Annotated in this window: 16 protein-coding genes; 7 read left to right on the top strand and 9 right to left on the bottom strand. The window is 62.0% G+C overall.

Annotation, left to right across the window (positions count from 1 at the left end):
- Positions 1–23: 23 nt before the first annotated feature.
- Together CN97_RS00675 and rpe are read right to left on the bottom strand one after the other, a co-directional pair.
- The gene (locus CN97_RS00675) at positions 24–839 is read right to left on the bottom strand and encodes a helix-turn-helix transcriptional regulator (protein ID WP_035705684.1); all 816 of its coding nucleotides are present in this window, start codon (positions 837–839) and stop codon (positions 24–26) included.
- A gap of 136 nt (positions 840–975) precedes the next feature.
- Entirely contained in the window at positions 976–1,668 is a 693-nt protein-coding gene (rpe, locus tag CN97_RS00670; RefSeq protein ID WP_035705681.1) for a ribulose-phosphate 3-epimerase, read from the bottom strand.
- Positions 1,669–2,162: 494 nt separating this feature from the next.
- On the opposite strand from rpe, the gene rutA reads away from it, so the two are divergent.
- From rutA to rutD, 4 genes are read left to right on the top strand one after another with little or no spacing between them, the layout of a single operon-like run.
- Positions 2,163–3,272: a pyrimidine utilization protein A gene (gene rutA / locus CN97_RS00665; RefSeq protein WP_248700065.1), complete on the top strand. Its 1,110-nt coding sequence runs from the start codon at positions 2,163–2,165 to the stop codon at positions 3,270–3,272.
- Positions 3,273–3,316: 44 nt separating this feature from the next.
- On the top strand, positions 3,317–4,009 hold the full coding sequence (gene rutB, locus CN97_RS00660) for a pyrimidine utilization protein B (protein ID WP_276946679.1): 693 nt from the start codon (positions 3,317–3,319) through the stop codon (positions 4,007–4,009).
- Between the two features lie 12 nt (positions 4,010–4,021).
- Positions 4,022–4,408, top strand: a complete 387-nt coding sequence (rutC, locus tag CN97_RS00655; RefSeq protein ID WP_035705673.1) for a pyrimidine utilization protein C — start codon at positions 4,022–4,024, stop codon at positions 4,406–4,408.
- Position 4,409: 1 nt separating this feature from the next.
- On the top strand, positions 4,410–5,183 hold the full coding sequence (gene rutD, locus CN97_RS00650) for a pyrimidine utilization protein D (protein ID WP_035705669.1): 774 nt from the start codon (positions 4,410–4,412) through the stop codon (positions 5,181–5,183).
- On the opposite strand, the gene CN97_RS00645 is transcribed toward rutD, so the two are convergent.
- From CN97_RS00645 to CN97_RS00630, 4 genes are all read right to left on the bottom strand, one after another.
- Entirely contained in the window at positions 5,184–5,654 is a 471-nt protein-coding gene (locus CN97_RS00645; protein WP_051910868.1) for a periplasmic heavy metal sensor, read from the bottom strand.
- Position 5,655: 1 nt separating this feature from the next.
- Positions 5,656–6,039: a hypothetical protein gene (locus CN97_RS00640; protein WP_051910867.1), complete on the bottom strand. Its 384-nt coding sequence runs from the start codon at positions 6,037–6,039 to the stop codon at positions 5,656–5,658.
- A complete protein-coding gene (locus CN97_RS00635) occupies positions 6,032–6,616 on the bottom strand; it encodes an RNA polymerase sigma factor (RefSeq protein ID WP_035705667.1) in 585 nt (194 codons plus the stop codon). Before CN97_RS00635 ends, CN97_RS00640 begins: the two co-directional genes overlap by 8 nt.
- Before the next feature lie 72 nt (positions 6,617–6,688).
- Positions 6,689–7,270 (bottom strand): EF-hand domain-containing protein, encoded by a 582-nt coding sequence (locus CN97_RS00630; protein ID WP_051910866.1) that lies wholly within the window; start codon positions 7,268–7,270, stop codon positions 6,689–6,691.
- A 134-nt stretch (positions 7,271–7,404) separates the two neighbouring features.
- Between CN97_RS00630 and CN97_RS00625 the strand changes: the two genes are divergently transcribed.
- Both CN97_RS00625 and CN97_RS00620 read left to right on the top strand, forming a co-directional pair.
- A complete protein-coding gene (locus CN97_RS00625; RefSeq protein ID WP_035705665.1) occupies positions 7,405–7,821 on the top strand; it encodes a DUF983 domain-containing protein in 417 nt (138 codons plus the stop codon).
- Positions 7,818–8,501 (top strand): NUDIX hydrolase, encoded by a 684-nt coding sequence (locus tag CN97_RS00620; protein ID WP_035705662.1) that lies wholly within the window; start codon positions 7,818–7,820, stop codon positions 8,499–8,501. The genes CN97_RS00625 and CN97_RS00620 overlap by 4 nt, the downstream gene beginning before the upstream one ends.
- Here the strand turns inward: CN97_RS00620 and CN97_RS00615 are convergent, their stop codons facing one another.
- From CN97_RS00615 to CN97_RS00605, 3 genes are read right to left on the bottom strand one after another with little or no spacing between them, the layout of a single operon-like run.
- Complete coding sequence (locus tag CN97_RS00615) at positions 8,502–9,389, bottom strand: DMT family transporter (RefSeq protein WP_035705659.1); 888 nt, start codon at positions 9,387–9,389, stop codon at positions 8,502–8,504.
- A 39-nt stretch (positions 9,390–9,428) separates the two neighbouring features.
- Entirely contained in the window at positions 9,429–10,046 is a 618-nt protein-coding gene (locus CN97_RS00610; RefSeq protein ID WP_051910865.1) for a DUF1003 domain-containing protein, read from the bottom strand.
- Between the two features lie 54 nt (positions 10,047–10,100).
- Positions 10,101–10,976, bottom strand: a complete 876-nt coding sequence (locus tag CN97_RS00605) for a DUF1223 domain-containing protein (RefSeq protein ID WP_242685153.1) — start codon at positions 10,974–10,976, stop codon at positions 10,101–10,103.
- A 288-nt stretch (positions 10,977–11,264) separates the two neighbouring features.
- Between CN97_RS00605 and acnA the strand changes: the two genes are divergently transcribed.
- A complete protein-coding gene (gene acnA, locus CN97_RS00600; protein ID WP_035705655.1) occupies positions 11,265–14,021 on the top strand; it encodes an aconitate hydratase AcnA in 2,757 nt (918 codons plus the stop codon).
- Positions 14,022–14,366: the final 345 nt, after the last annotated feature.

Raw genomic sequence — 14,366 nt, 5'->3', positions numbered from 1 at the left:
CGTCGCATATTGCGACGAAAAATCTAATCGGACTCCCAGTGCTTGGGCGCCTTTCCGGCGAATGCATGATTATTGGGCATAAGAGCCGGCGGCCCTGCCTGGATAAGCTGGGAGGAAAGCGCCTGAGCCACCGCTTGGGCCGTGGTCTCGGCGTCCAGCATCTCTCGTGCAAGCCGCAGATGCTTCTCCGCCGTGGCCCTGCTGATCCCGAGAAGCGCTGCGATATCCTGAACCGATTTGCCCGCCGCAGACCATTCGAGAACTTCACGCTGACGCTTGGTCAATATCGCCATCATGGCCGACGGCACCGTCAACGCCTTGAGATGGAAGACCTTCGTTAGCAGCAGCAGGAAGTCGGCCTTCGCTCGCCAGATCCTCTCAATGTCGACCTGTGTAGCCGTGTCACGGCATGTCATCAGGTCGATCGCAGCACGTCTGCGGCTACCGGTTTCGCCCAATGAGATCGTAATGCCGCCGCGAATTCCGTAGCTCTTCTGCAGGTTGAGCATCTCCTGCTCCTCAGCAGACAACTCGCCCCGACTATCCCTCTGATAGATCTCGGACCACAGAAGCACACCGGAGTTACCGGCCACCCATCTGACAATCGGCGAGCAAAAGAAGTTCTTTCCGCCGTAAGCTTGGCAAAAGCTCTTGTCGAGGTTACTGACGAGCATTGTGCCCGTCGATGTGGCGCGAAGGGGATATCCCGGTGCGGGCCGTGCCTGACCGAACAGGATGGCATCGAAGCCCTCTGCTGTCATCAGCCTGATGAAAATCCGCCAGAGATCTTCAAAGTTTGAACACTCGAGAAGTGAATTAATCTTTTCAAAGTCGGTCATAAGAATTTCGAAGAAACCAGTACTCTGCAGATTCTTTCGGATTGCACCGGTTTCTTCAAGGGCTCGCCGACGTCTTGGCGGCCGACAGTTAAGAATATTTAATAAACGCGTCGAAATCGTCAGGAAAAAGGTGATGTCAGCCTTGCGCGGCCTCGGCTGCAGAACGAAGCGCCGATATGTTACGGGCGTAAGTTTCCGGCTGCTCGACAGAGCCATCCCTGAATACGGCGGACCCGGCTACGAGAACGTCTGCTCCAGCCGCCGCGACAAGCGGTGCTGTCTGCGGATCGATCCCGCCGTCTACCTGCAGATGGATGTCCCGATCACCTATCATCTTCCGCGCATCACGCACTTTGTCCACCAGAGAGGGCAGGAACTTCTGTCCGCCAAACCCTGGGTTGATCGTCATGACGAGGATAAGGTCAATCGCGTCGAGGATATGCTCCAACCCGGCGAGAGGTGTTGTCACGTTCAACGCAACACCGGCCTTCTTGCCTTGCGCACGAACCGCCTGGAGTGATCGATGAAGATGCGGACCGGCTTCTGCATGGATGGTCAGAAGATCGGCACCGGCCTTTGCGAAGGCTTCGATATAAGGGTCTGCGGGGGCGATCATCAAATGAACATCCATGAACGTCGTCACATGGGGCCTGATGGCCGCCACGACATTCGGTCCGATCGTCAAGTTGGGCACGAAGTGGCCGTCCATGGGATCGACATGTATCCAGTCGGCGCCCTGCGCCTCAACCGCACGTATCTCCGCCCCGAGATTGGCAAAGTCAGCCGAGAGAATTGAAGGTGCGATCTTGATGGAACGGTCGAAGGTCATGATGATTTCCTCTGTAGCGAGTCCAAAAGTCCATGCCAGATCGAGAGCGCCGACGGAAGATGGACATGTTTATATTACATAATCATTATTACATTTGTGATGGATTTGGCTTGTTGGGTTCGAGATTGAGCTGCGAAGCGAAGTAACAATCGCCCGCGCCGTTGGCTCTGCCGCGACCCTAACCCCGACAGTCTCTCAAGACGTGGTGTGTCAGCCCTGCGCGCGCCCCGTGAAGCTCTCTCGGCTGGCGAGTAAGGACCGAAGTATTCAAGCCCTGAATGAGTGACTTGCTTGAGTATCAGAACGTCCCTGCAGGGCATGCTTCACCGGTGATGTCTTCACTATCGGCATGGGAAAGCGAATATCGCCTAAAAAATAATCATTACAACAATTTGCCAGCCTGAAATGCAAGCATAAAAAATTAAAGTACGCCCCGTTAAGTTCAATCGAAAGAAAATATCTTCAAGCGAAAAATTTTACCATACAGTCAATAAATGGCTGAACAGGGAGAAACCGAGATGGAAGTGGGTGTCTTCATTCCCATCGGCAACAACGGCTGGCTGCTTTCTGAGACGGCGCCGCAATACAAGCCGACATTCGAGTTGAACAAGCAGATCACGCTCGCTGCCGAACGGCATGGTTTCGACTTTGCCCTGTCGATGATCAAGCTGCGTGGCTTCGGTGGCAAGACCGAGTTCTGGGACTACAACCTTGAGAGCTTCACGCTGATGGCTGGCCTTGCGGCCGTCACCTCTCGGATCAAGCTCTTCGGGACGGCGGCGACGCTGGTGATGCCGCCGGCTATCGTTGCGCGTATGGCAACCACCATCGACTCCATATCCAACGGGCGCTTCGGCATTAATCTCGTGACCGGATGGCAAAGGCCGGAATACAGCCAGATGGGCTTGTGGCCTGGCGATGACTATTTCGGCGACCGTTACGAATACCTTGGGGAATATGCCACTATCCTGAAGGAATTACTTGAAACGGGCCAGTCAGATGCCAAGGGTCGCTACTTCCAGATGGACGACTGTCATATGAAGCCCGTGCCGAAGGGAGATGTGAAAATCATCTGTGCCGGCTACTCGGATAAGGGCATGGCGTTCTCTGCAAAATATGCCGATTACAGCTTCTGTTTCGGCGTTGGCGTCAACACACCTTCTGCCTTCGCTCCTACAAATCAGCGGCTCCTCGCTGCGACGGAAAAGACCGGGCGCGACGTTCGCTCCTTCGTGCTGACCATGATCATCGCGGAGGAGACTGCGAAAGAAGCTTGGGACAAGTGGGAGCTCTATAAATCCGGCGCGGATGAGGAGGCGATCAAGTGGCTGGGCCTTCAAAGCGCCGCAGACACGAAATCCGGCTCCGATACAAACGTGCGCCACATGTCCAGCCCGGTTTCTGCCGTGAACATCAATATGGGTACGCTTGTCGGCTCCTATGAGGAAGTGGCGGCCATGCTGGATGAGATGGCGGACGTGCCGGGAACGGGCGGCGTCATGCTCACCTTCGACGATTTCCTTGAGGGGGTCGAGAAGTTTGGCACGCGAATTCAACCGCTGATGAAATCCCGGCAACATATCCAACTGGAGGCGGCGGAATGAACGCGCCTGTGGATACACGCGCGGGTCGTGAAGGAGGGCGCAGCGTGACCCTCCCTTCCCGTCCCGAAGCCCTGATCGTCAATCCGGATGAGACCGCGGTTGTTGTGGTGGATATGCAGAACGCCTATTCCACCCCCGGCGGCTACGTGGATCGCGCTGGCTTCGACATCTCCGGCTCCCGCTCTGTCATCGACAACATCGCGCGGGTGGTCGAGGCTGCCCGGGCGGCGGGAATACCGGTGATCTATTTTCAGAACGGTTGGGATCCCGATTACGTCGAAGCAGGCGGCCCAGGATCTCCGAACTACCATAAATCCAATGCTCTCAAATATATGCGGGCCAATCCCGCGGCAAAAGGTGAGCTGCTTTCAAAGGGCGGCTGGGACTACGCCATCGTCGATGAACTGGTACCTCAGCCGGGTGATATCGTGGTGCCGAAGACGCGCTATTCCGGCTTTTTCAACTCCACGATGGATTCCACGCTGCGCGCGCGCGGTATCCGCAATCTCGTCTTCGTCGGCATAGCGACCAACGTCTGCGTGGAATCGTCGCTCCGCGATGCGTTCCATCTGGAGTATTTCGGCGTGGTACTGGAGGATGCGACGCATCATCTGGGGCCGAAGCTCATGCAGGATGCCGCGATCTACAATATCGAGACCTTCTTCGGCTGGGTCTCCACAACCGCTGATTTCTGCGGTGCGATCGGTCAGATCGCGCCCAGCGATGCGACCGTCTGAGAGAGGATCATCATGCCCAAGGAAATCGTCGTCCCCGCCGGCAGCGGCAAGCCGCTCGCCCCCTATTCGCCCGGGACCAAAGCGGATGGGGTCGTCTATGTGTCGGGCACCCTGCCCTTCGACAAGGATAACAACGTCGTTCACGTCGGCGATGCAGCGGCTCAGACACGGCATGTGCTGGAACTCATCAAGTCGGTGATCGAAACGGCGGGCGGCACGATGGAGGATGTTACGATGAACCACATCTTCCTGACGGACTGGGTCAACTACGGTGCGATCAATACGGTTTATGCGGAGTTCTTTCCGGGCGACAAGCCGGCGCGCTATTGTGTCCAGACCGGTTTGGTGAAGCCCGATGCGCTGGTCGAAATCGCCTCCGTTGCACATATCGGCAAATAGATTGCGGTTCGATATCCATGAGGGACCGGAGGGAGCGCAGACCGTTGTTCTTTCCTCCGGTCTTGGGGGTTCCGCGGGATACTGGTCCGCCAATCTGCCTGCGCTGACAGCGCGCCACCGCGTCGTGACCTACGATCATCGTGGTTGCGGGCGGACGGGCGGCTCCGTGCCGGAGGGCACGACGATCGCCGATATGGCCGATGATCTGCAGGAGGTGCTGGAGGCATCCGCCACGCCACGTGCCCATATCGTGGGCCATGCTCTTGGTGGGTTGATCGGTCTGGAAATGGCGCTTCGGACGCCGGAACGCGTGGCGAGCCTCACGCTCATCAATGCGTGGAGCCGGGTGGACGGCCAGTCGCTCCGCTGCTTCGAAACGCGGCTTGCCCTGCTCGATCACGCGGGTGTGCCAGCATTCGTCAGGGCACAGCCGCTTTTTCTCTATCCGGGTGAATGGATGGCGGCTCGACCCGAGCATATGGCAGCGGAGGAGGCGCATGGCATCGCGCATTTTCAGGGGGTGGAGAACGTGAAGCGCCGCATCGCCGCCCTCGCCGCCTTTGACCGGGATGACCGGCTGGGAGAGGTGGCCGTCCCGGTGCTGGCTCTGGCGACGAGGGATGATCTGCTTGTCCCCTGGAGCCGCTCCGCCCGGCTGGCCGAAGGGATCGCGGGTGCGCGCTTCGTGCTGGAACCGGAGGGGGCACATGCGGTGAACGTCACGCGGCCGGAGCGGTTTGACACCATTCTGGCCGATTTCCTGAGCAACGTCTGACTATTTGCTCTCGCGGCGTTCGTCGCGGGAGCGTTTGGGACCATTCTCCAGCCGCTCGGCAAAGGCAGTGCGGTCTTCCGGCGTCATCGCCGCGATCCGGTCGAGCAGCAGGGCCTGCCCCATCTGGAAGCCCTGGTCCGCCCGCTGCCGCTGTGCCTCAAACAACCGCTGGACCTCCGCCCGGTCGAACGTTTCCGCGCGCAGCAGGGCGGCGAGGGCCTGGCGTTCTTCCTGCATTCGCCCCCGGAAATTCGTGTCGCGGCTTTGCGTGATGAAAGCGCGTCGGAGTGCTTCGCGATCCTCCGGCCCAAGGGCATAGGTATAGGGCCCGAAGCCGATCCCGCCCGGAGGAGGGCCTCTGTGAAAGAGGTAGGCCCCGGCCAGAAAACCCGCAACGATGAGGTTTAGCCCGAGTGAGGCTATGAGGACGGTGCGGGTGGTACGGCCCATGCGGGGGGTTTCGGTCGTCATCTCATTCCTCCGCCGCTGCCATGTCAAAGGGCGCGGCCATCAGATCAATCGTGGTGCTTTCGGCGGCCTCCGGCAGGGCCTGTGCCGCGAGACCCCGCACCGCATCCGGCATCGCGATCCCAAGCCAGAGGCCCGCGACGGTTGCCGTCGCCAAGCCGGTGATACCCTGCCACCCGCCCAGCAGGGCGAACCACCTCTGCCGTGAGGGGGTATCTGCCCGTCGCCGGGATGTGGTCGTGATATCGGTGCGCACCCGCTCTGCATCCGCCAGTACCCGCGCGAGCAATTCCGCATCGGCCACCGGAGCGGCAGCCCTGCCCGCTGCGAAGAAGGCATCCAGTTCGGCGAAGTCCTCCCCGCCGGTTTCGGTATTGCGCTCAACCATGTCGATACCCCAGTTCTTCGCGCCGCGTGGCGAGCCGAGCCGCCAGCATGCGTTTGCCTCTTGCGAGAAGGCTTTCCACCGCTTCCACCCCCACCTCCATCACCGCAGCGATCTCCGGGTTCGACAGACCTTCCAGATGGCGCAACACCACCGCTTGCCGCTGCCGCTCCGGCAGGAGGGCCAGCGCCTCTTCGAGCGCGCGCGCCCTGTCGGCCTCCATCAGCCCTTCGTCGGCGTCAGGTCGGTCGTCCTCCGGTTCCGCGATCTGGTCCAGCGCCACGCCACGCCGCCGCCGGAGGCGGTCGGTGCAAAGGTTGGAGGCGACGCGATAGAGCCAGGTGGAGACCTGAGCCTCCCCTCGCCGCCACTCCGCAGCGACGCGCCAGAGCCGCAGCATCGCCTCCTGCGTGACGTCCTCTGCCTCCGCCCTGTCGCCCAGCATACGCGCGGCGAAGGAGAGCAGGCGTGGCGTCAACCGCAACGTCAGCACACGCGCAGCGGCGGCGTCGCCGTTGGCGTAGAGGACGAGCAAGGTCTCGTCCGGCACGTCAGCAAGGTCGTCAAGCGGCATGGACATGTCCGAAAGGGGTAGTCGAGGCGGCGGGCAGGCTCAAGGCGCGGAAACCCGTGCCGTGAGCCTGCGCTGACTTCAGTTCGCGTCCGGTCCCGGATGGTTTGGCGCATGCGGCATGGGACGTCGTCCCTCGCCCTTGCCCCCGGCATGCTCCCCCTTCGGGCCGCGCTGCGCCATCCGCTCCTGCATCCGGGCGCGGGCTGCATCCGCCTCCTCCTGCGTGACGACCCCGTCGCCATCGGCGTCGATCCGGTCGAACATGCGACGGGTCATCTGCATGCCGCCCCGTTCTCCAAACCCGCCGGGCGCGAGCAGTTCGTCGGCGCCGAGCCGGCCATCGCCATTCGCATCGCGCTGATCGAGAAGCACATCGACCTGACGTTCGATCCGCTGCCTCGCCTGTGCGAGGCGGAAGTTGACGATCTCCTCCTTGGACAGAAAGCCGTCGCCATTCGCATCCAGCCCTGCCACTGCGGCAGCGCGGGCGGCCTGCACCTCTTCCCATGTCACCCGGCCGTCGCCATCGGTATCAAGCCGCTCGAACATTCCGTGCGGTCCGCCTGGGCCCGGTTCCGGAGCGCGATCCTGTGCGATGGCAAGGCCTGGCAGCGCAAAGGTGGCAAGGATCAGTGCGGCTCCTGTGGTTCTGAGTTTCATCGGTCGCTCCTGTCTGAAGGACGCCGGATCGTTCCGGCTGTCCTCCTCCTAACGGACGAGACGCGAGGTTCCGTCGCTGTCCCCCCTTTCCATTGTCCAGGCGATAGGCCACCTTGGCGGCGAGGAGACGCGTCATGACCGAAAGTACTGCATCCATCCTGCCGAAGTCGGCTTCCGATTCCGGTATTGAACGGCCCTTCTGGCCCGCAGTCCTGCGTGGCTGGCGTGGTCGCTGCCCTGCCTGTGGCGAAGGGCGTATCATGGAGGGATATCTGAAGGTACGTCAGTCCTGCCCGTCCTGCGGTGAGGATCTGAGCCATCAGCGCGCGGACGACGGTCCCGCCTATCTGACGATCCTTGTCGTCGGTCACATCATGGCGCCGCTTATCCTCGTGGTTTTCAACGCGTGGCGGCCTTCTCCGCTTGTGCTGATCACGACATTTTCCATCGGGACGGTCGGCCTTTCGCTCTGGCTGCTGCCACGGTTCAAAGGCGCGCTGGTTGGCCTGCAATGGGCAAAGCGGATGCACGGTTTCGGAGGCCGCAAATGAGTGCCGATACCCTGCCCGTCCGTATCCGCGACGCTGCGACGACCATTGTGGTCCGGTCTGACGGCCCGGTTCCCCGCGTGCTTATGGGGCAACGGGGCAAGACTGCCGCCTTCATGCCGGAGAAATTCGTCTTTCCCGGGGGGGCTGTCGATCCTTCCGATGGCGATGTGCCGTTTGCCACGCCGCTCGAGCCGCAGGTCGCCGCGCGGCTTTCCCATGATTCCGAGGAGCGGCTGATCCCGGCGCTCGCCGGTGCGGCAATTCGTGAGCTGTGGGAGGAAACAGGGCTTGCCCTGGGCCGTCATGGTACCTGGACGGGGGAAGTTCCCGAGGACTGGGCAGATTTCGCCGCGGCGGGGCTGCTGCCTGCCGCGGGAGCGCTCGACTTCGTGTTCCGCGCCATCACGCCCGACGGCCGTCCCCGCCGCTTTGATGCGCGGTTCTTCCTTGTCGATGCAGCGGAACTGGTGGGCGACCTCGACGATTTTTCCCGCGCCTGTGACGAACTTTCGGAGTTGCAGTGGATCCCTCTGCCGGAGACACGCTCCTTCAACCTGCCGTTCGTGACGGAAGTGGTTCTGGGCGAGATCTCCCGCGCCGTTCGCGAAGGCGGACGACCGGCGAGTGTGCCTTTCTTCGACAACCGCACGGCGCGCTCCGTCTTTTCCCGCATCGGCTGATTAGCGGAGCGTCAGCACCAGAAGCAGGATGCTTCCCAGCACCAGCACCATGCCGAGATATTCGCGTGGCGTGATCCGCTCCCGGAAGACGATCCATGAGGCGGCGATGGTGAAGACCATCTCCACCTGCCCGACGGCGCGCACATATGTGGCATTCTCCAGCGCAAAGGCCGTGAACCAGCACAGCGAGGCCAGCATGCCCGACAGGCCGATCACCGCTGTTACCCGCCACGCCTTCAGCACGCGGAGAATGGCCCCGCGCTCGCGGAGCGAAAGCCAGATCCCCATGGCGATGGTCTGAAAGCTGGTGACACAGGCCAGCGTGAAGGCCGCGCGTAGAAACGCGCTCCCCTCTCCCAGCGCCAGCGTTGCGCCCCGGTAGCCTATGGCCGAAACCCCGAACCCTGCCCCGGCCGCGATCCCCAGCGCCGCCGAGCGGCTGAGAAGGCTGGCGCTTCCGGGTTTGCGGGAAAGCGTCAAAATGCCCGCGACACCCAGAAGGATCGCGCCAAGAGCGAGCGGAGAGACCGCCTCACCCAAGACCACGGCGGAGAACAGTGCGACCTGCAGCGTCTCCGTCTTTGTAAAGGCCATTCCAACAGCGAAGTTCCGCTCTCCGAACAGGGCGAGCGTGGCGAGCGTGCCAAGGATCTGCCCCACCCCCCCGCCAAGGGCAAAGACCCAGAACATCGCCGACGTGTCCGGCCATCCCAGCCCGGAGCTTGCCCAGGCGAGCCACGCGAAGATGACCGCAAAGGGCGCGGCAAACAGGAACCGGGAATAGCTGGCGGCCCCTGTCGACAGGCCGGTATCCTTCAGCCGCTTCTGGAGGAGGAAACGAACTGTCTGAAGCAGCGCGGCGGTGACGGTGACGGGGATCCAAAGCATGCACGTGCTGTGCCATGTTGTCGCGGCATTTGGAACGGCCTATGGCTTTGGCGGCAGGTCTTGCGGAAGATTGTGGATCGCCTGCCGCAGAAGATCTCCCAGCAACAGGATCTGCTCCTCCTGCTTGGCCACGATGGCGCGAAGTTCCTCATTCCGCATCCGGTCGAGCTTTTCGTGCAGGGCCATGATCTCTATCTCCGACTTCAGATTCACCTCGTAATCATGGCTGGCGTTCAACCGGTCCTTCTCCGCCTGGCGGTTCTGGCTCATCATGATGATGGGCGCCTGAAATGCTGCAAGCATGGAGAGAATCAGGTTGAGAAAGATGAATGGATAAGGGTCCGGCGCCTCGCCGCGCGCAAGGATGTTGGCCAAGGTCCACAGCGTCAGGAACGCGATGAAACACAGGATGAAGGTCCATGACCCGCCGAACCGTGCCACGCCATCCGCCAACCGGTCACCGAGGTCGAGGCGCGAGTCGAATCTGCGGTTCATGTCGGTTGCGACGGTGCGGCGGTTGAGCAGGCGCCGGATGACGTTGCGCTCCCTGGGGCCGATCTCCTCCGGCTCCAGATAACGGGCCGCGGTGTCATCTATCTTGCGCTGATCAGGCGGTTCTGGCTCTCGGCCAGAGAAAGTGTCGTCGCTCCGGGTCATCGCATCCTCCGCTACTGTGGCGAAATGCTAGCCCGTGTCTGGCCCTTGGCGCTACTACTGCACCCGTGCGGCGGCCAGTATCGGACCCTGCCCCGCCCGTTGGAAAAGTACCGCCGCAGGCTCGACACCTTCGACATGAACGCGGAACCGCAGCGTGCCGGTGCCGTTCCATCGTCCAAGGGTTTTCCAGTCGGTGACGATATTGTGGTAGCTGACCGTGCGCCCCGCATTCTCGCCGTCGTCGATCCTGACCGTTTCCTCTGGCTTGTAGCGCACCAGCTGCACGACGATCTCTCCCGGTGCTGCTGCGCCCTGCGGCCCGTCGAGGCTGGCAACGGATGCTGCCGCCGTCGCGTCGCGGGGGTCGGTCGCCACCGCTTCGACCACGGCGGTGTCCCCATCCACACGGATGCGGAGCCGGAGCGTCGATACCTGCGCGAGATGCGCCCGGATGATCTCCCCAATGGCGGCGAAGTCATTGCCGATGAGCTGTTCCTGACCGCCGACGATGACCTGCGGCGTGTAGATCATCTTGGCTCCGGCAACGCGGGCATAGGTCTTCTGTCGCTTCGTGGCCTCCGCCCGGGCAAAGCCGTCAGCCCAGCCGATATAATCCCAGTAGTCCACATGCAGCGCCAGTGCGATCACGTCGCTGCGTTCCGCGAGTTCACCCAGAAAGGCATCGGCGGGCGGACAGGCGGAGCAGCCTTGCGCCGTGAAAAGCTCGACCACCGCGACCCGCGGCGCCTCCACTGCTCCGGGGAGCGTATCGGCGGGCTGCTGCGGGGCAACAGGCTGGCCGGAGGCATGGTCCTGCGCCAGAAAATTCATCGACGGCCCCTCGCTCCAGCCGCCTCCCGTCTCCTGCGCCGCGACCGGTCCGCCAAGACCGATGACCAGGGCGAAAGCGGTGCAGATCCGGCGATGCATCTTCTGTCCTCCGACCATTCTCCCTGTCCCGGTCGTAGTGAAGCGGTGGAGGCAAGGCCAATCAAGGTTTTGCGAGTGTGGAGCAGTGGTATTTCACGGCGTTGCGCGCAGGCAACACTCCCCGGTCAAGGCCCTGGCGGCAACGATCAGCTCCCGATGAGAATACCGCTTCCGCTCTGGTGGTTTGCAGTGCACAACGGTATACATTCGCTTGCCGCCCCTTGAACAGAGGGCGCCATTGCGGCATAGCGGCAGCAGCGACACCCCTGAAGACGGAAGGGAGCCAATATGCCCATCATGGTCGGTAAAGACACCGCCGGGACGCGCAAGACGCTGACCGCTGGCGGCAAGACGTATTCCTATTACTCCATACCGGCAGCGGAGGCGGCAGGGCTCGGCGATTTCTCGAAACTCCCCGCCTCGTTGAAGGTGGTGCTTGAGAACATGCTCCGCTTCGAGGATGGCGGTTTCACCGTCTCCGTGGAGGATGTGAAGGCCTTCGCCGAATGGGCAAAGCTCGGCGGCAAGAACCCGCGGGAGATCGCCTATCGCCCCGCGCGCGTGCTGATGCAGGACTTCACCGGTGTCCCCGCCGTGGTGGACCTCGCCGCCATGCGCGACGGGATTATCGCGCTCGGCGGTGATGCGCAGAAGATCAACCCGCTGAACCCCGTCGATCTGGTCATCGACCACTCGGTGATGATCGACGAATTCGGCAACCCCCGCGCCTTCCAGGTCAACGTCGATCTGGAATATGAGCGCAACATCGAACGCTACCAGTTCCTGAAATGGGGTCAGAACGCGTTCAACAACTTCCGCGTGGTTCCGCCCGGCACGGGCATCTGCCACCAGGTCAACCTCGAATACCTCGCCCAGACCGTCTGGACCGATACCGATCAGGATGGCAACGAAGTCGCCTATCCCGATACGCTCGTCGGTACCGACTCGCATACGACGATGGTGAACGGCCTTGCCGTGCTCGGCTGGGGCGTCGGCGGCATCGAGGCGGAAGCGGCGATGCTGGGCCAGCCGGTCTCCATGCTGATCCCGGAAGTCGTGGGCTTCAAACTCACCGGCAAGATGGTTGAGGGCACGACGGCAACCGACCTCGTTCTGAAGGTCGTGCAGATGCTGCGCAAGAAGGGCGTGGTCGGCAAGTTCGTCGAATTCTACGGCGAGGGGCTGGATCACCTGCCGCTGGCGGATCGGGCGACCATCGCCAACATGGCTCCCGAGTATGGCGCAACCTGCGGCTTCTTCCCCATCGACAACGAGACGCTGCGTTATCTGCGTAACACCGGGCGGGACGAAGATCGTATCGCGCTGGTTGAAGCCTATGCCAAGGAAAACGGCATGTGGCGCGGCGCGGATTACGAGCCGGTCTATACCGATACGCTGCACCTTGACATGGCGGAGATCGTGCCGGCCATCTCCGGCCCGAAACGCCCGCAGGACTATACGCCCCTGAGCCTTGCTGCCCGCGCCTTCTACAAGACCGTCAGCGAGTACCGTGGCATCGACATGTCCGTGGCCGCCGATGAAATGGCGGAAGAAGGTGGCGGTGTCGTCTCGACCGGTCAGGATGTGCGCAAGACCGTAGCGGTCGAAGGCACGGACTACACCATTCGCGATGGCTCCGTGGTGATCGCGGCGATTACTTCCTGCACCAACACGTCGAACCCCTACGTGATGATCGGTGCGGGCCTTGTCGCACGGAAAGCTCGGGCACTCGGCCTGACGCGGAAACCGTGGGTCAAGACATCTCTGGCGCCCGGATCGCAGGTCGTTGCCGAATATCTGAATGCCGCCAACCTGCAGGAAGACCTCGACGCGCTCGGCTTCAACCTGGCCGGCTTTGGCTGCACGACCTGCATCGGCAACTCCGGTCCGCTGGGTGATCCGGCGATCTCCAAGGCGATCAACGAAAACGATCTGGTCGCGACCGCCGTGCTCTCCGGCAACCGCAACTTCGAAGGGCGGATCTCGCCGGACGTGCGGGCGAACTACCTTGCCTCTCCGCCGCTGGTCGTCGCCTATGCCATCGCCGGTGACGTCAACATCAACCTGACCAAGGATCCGATCGCCCAGACGCCGGACGGCAAGAATGTCTATCTGAAAGACATCTGGCCGACCAATGAGGAGATCGCCGAGCTGGTCGAGGCGACCGTGACCCGTCAGGCGTTCCAGTCGAAATACGCCGACGTGTTTAAGGGCGACGAGAAGTGGCAGGCGGTGGAGACGACCGACTCCGAAACCTACGACTGGCCGCCGACATCGACCTATATTCAGCATCCTCCCTATTTCCAGGGCATGTCGCGGGAGCCGGGCGTCATCAGCGACATCGAGGGCGCACGTATCCTCGCGGTGCTCGGAGACATGATCACGACCGACCACATCTCTCCCGCAGGGTCGTTCAAGCCGACGACGCCGGCCGGGAAGTATCTTGTGGAACGGCAGGTTGCTCAGAAGGACTTCAACTCCTACGGCTCGCGCCGCGGGAACCATGAGGTCATGATGCGCGGCACCTTCGCCAACATCCGCATCAAGAACGAGATGCTGGACGGGGTCGAGGGCGGCTATACCAAGGGGCCCGATGGGGAACAGACCTCCATCTTCGACGCGGCTATGGAGTACAAGGCCGAGGGCATTCCGCTCGTCATCTTCGGCGGCGTGGAATACGGCGCCGGCTCCTCGCGCGACTGGGCCGCGAAGGGTACTAACCTGCTCGGTATGAAAGCTGTGATCGCCGAGAGCTTCGAGCGGATCCACCGGTCCAACCTCGTCGGCATGGGCGTCATCCCGTTTGAGTTCACCGAGGGTCAGAACCGCAAGAACCTCGGCCTCAAAGGCGATGAAACGGTGGAGATCCATGGCCTTGCGGGCGACTTCAAGCCGCTCTCGCTCGTGCCCTGCACCATCACCTCGCCCGATGGCTCGGTGAAGAACATCCAGCTCAAGGCCCGCGTCGATACCGAGGTAGAGATCGAATACCTCAAGAACGGCGGCGTGCTGCATTACGTGCTGCGCAATCTCGCCAAGAGCTGAGCCAAGCCGCACAGGTCTCACGCTAATGATCCCCCGGAGGCAACTCCGGGGGTTTTCTTGTACCGAAAGAGGGGGGCGAACCACTCCCCTCCGCTGCCGATTTCCGACTTCTATTCGGTCCTTTGAGAGGCAGCGGGAAAAGCCGAACTGTCGTGCTCTGGAGTCGCGGAATCGGTTCCGGAATGGTCGGAACGTTGAAGATGTCCGGCTGGGATTACCTCATATCGCGCGCGATTTCGGCTCCAACGCAGACTTTTCTCGGCGGCCTCTTAAGCGGAGTTCCCTATCGTTGACGGAAAGCTCGGCGCTTGCTTTCATGCCGCTTGACAGAGGCGGGCCTCGGGC

This window comes from Haematobacter massiliensis, from assembly GCF_000740795.1.
GTDB lineage: Bacteria > Pseudomonadota > Alphaproteobacteria > Rhodobacterales > Rhodobacteraceae > Haematobacter > Haematobacter massiliensis.
Note: the sequence above shows the minus strand (reverse complement) of the source record. Positions and strands in the feature narration are given on the sequence as shown.

What these genes read in the sequence shown, in the direction of transcription:
- CN97_RS00675 (WP_035705684.1), bottom strand. Translation starts at nt 839, where the DNA reads ATGACCGACTTTGAAAAGATTAATTCACTTCTCGAGTGTTCAAACTTT.
- rpe (WP_035705681.1), bottom strand. Translation starts at nt 1,668, where the DNA reads ATGACCTTCGACCGTTCCATCAAGATCGCACCTTCAATTCTCTCGGCT.
- rutA (WP_248700065.1), top strand. Translation starts at nt 2,163, where the DNA reads ATGGCTGAACAGGGAGAAACCGAGATGGAAGTGGGTGTCTTCATTCCC.
- rutC (WP_035705673.1), top strand. Translation starts at nt 4,022, where the DNA reads ATGCCCAAGGAAATCGTCGTCCCCGCCGGCAGCGGCAAGCCGCTCGCC.
- CN97_RS00645 (WP_051910868.1), bottom strand. Translation starts at nt 5,654, where the DNA reads ATGACGACCGAAACCCCCCGCATGGGCCGTACCACCCGCACCGTCCTC.
- CN97_RS00640 (WP_051910867.1), bottom strand. Translation starts at nt 6,039, where the DNA reads ATGGTTGAGCGCAATACCGAAACCGGCGGGGAGGACTTCGCCGAACTG.
- CN97_RS00635 (WP_035705667.1), bottom strand. Translation starts at nt 6,616, where the DNA reads ATGTCCATGCCGCTTGACGACCTTGCTGACGTGCCGGACGAGACCTTG.
- CN97_RS00630 (WP_051910866.1), bottom strand. Translation starts at nt 7,270, where the DNA reads ATGAAACTCAGAACCACAGGAGCCGCACTGATCCTTGCCACCTTTGCG.
- CN97_RS00625 (WP_035705665.1), top strand. Translation starts at nt 7,405, where the DNA reads ATGACCGAAAGTACTGCATCCATCCTGCCGAAGTCGGCTTCCGATTCC.
- CN97_RS00620 (WP_035705662.1), top strand. Translation starts at nt 7,818, where the DNA reads ATGAGTGCCGATACCCTGCCCGTCCGTATCCGCGACGCTGCGACGACC.
- CN97_RS00615 (WP_035705659.1), bottom strand. Translation starts at nt 9,389, where the DNA reads ATGCTTTGGATCCCCGTCACCGTCACCGCCGCGCTGCTTCAGACAGTT.
- CN97_RS00610 (WP_051910865.1), bottom strand. Translation starts at nt 10,046, where the DNA reads ATGACCCGGAGCGACGACACTTTCTCTGGCCGAGAGCCAGAACCGCCT.
- CN97_RS00605 (WP_242685153.1), bottom strand. Translation starts at nt 10,976, where the DNA reads ATGCATCGCCGGATCTGCACCGCTTTCGCCCTGGTCATCGGTCTTGGC.
- acnA (WP_035705655.1), top strand. Translation starts at nt 11,265, where the DNA reads ATGCCCATCATGGTCGGTAAAGACACCGCCGGGACGCGCAAGACGCTG.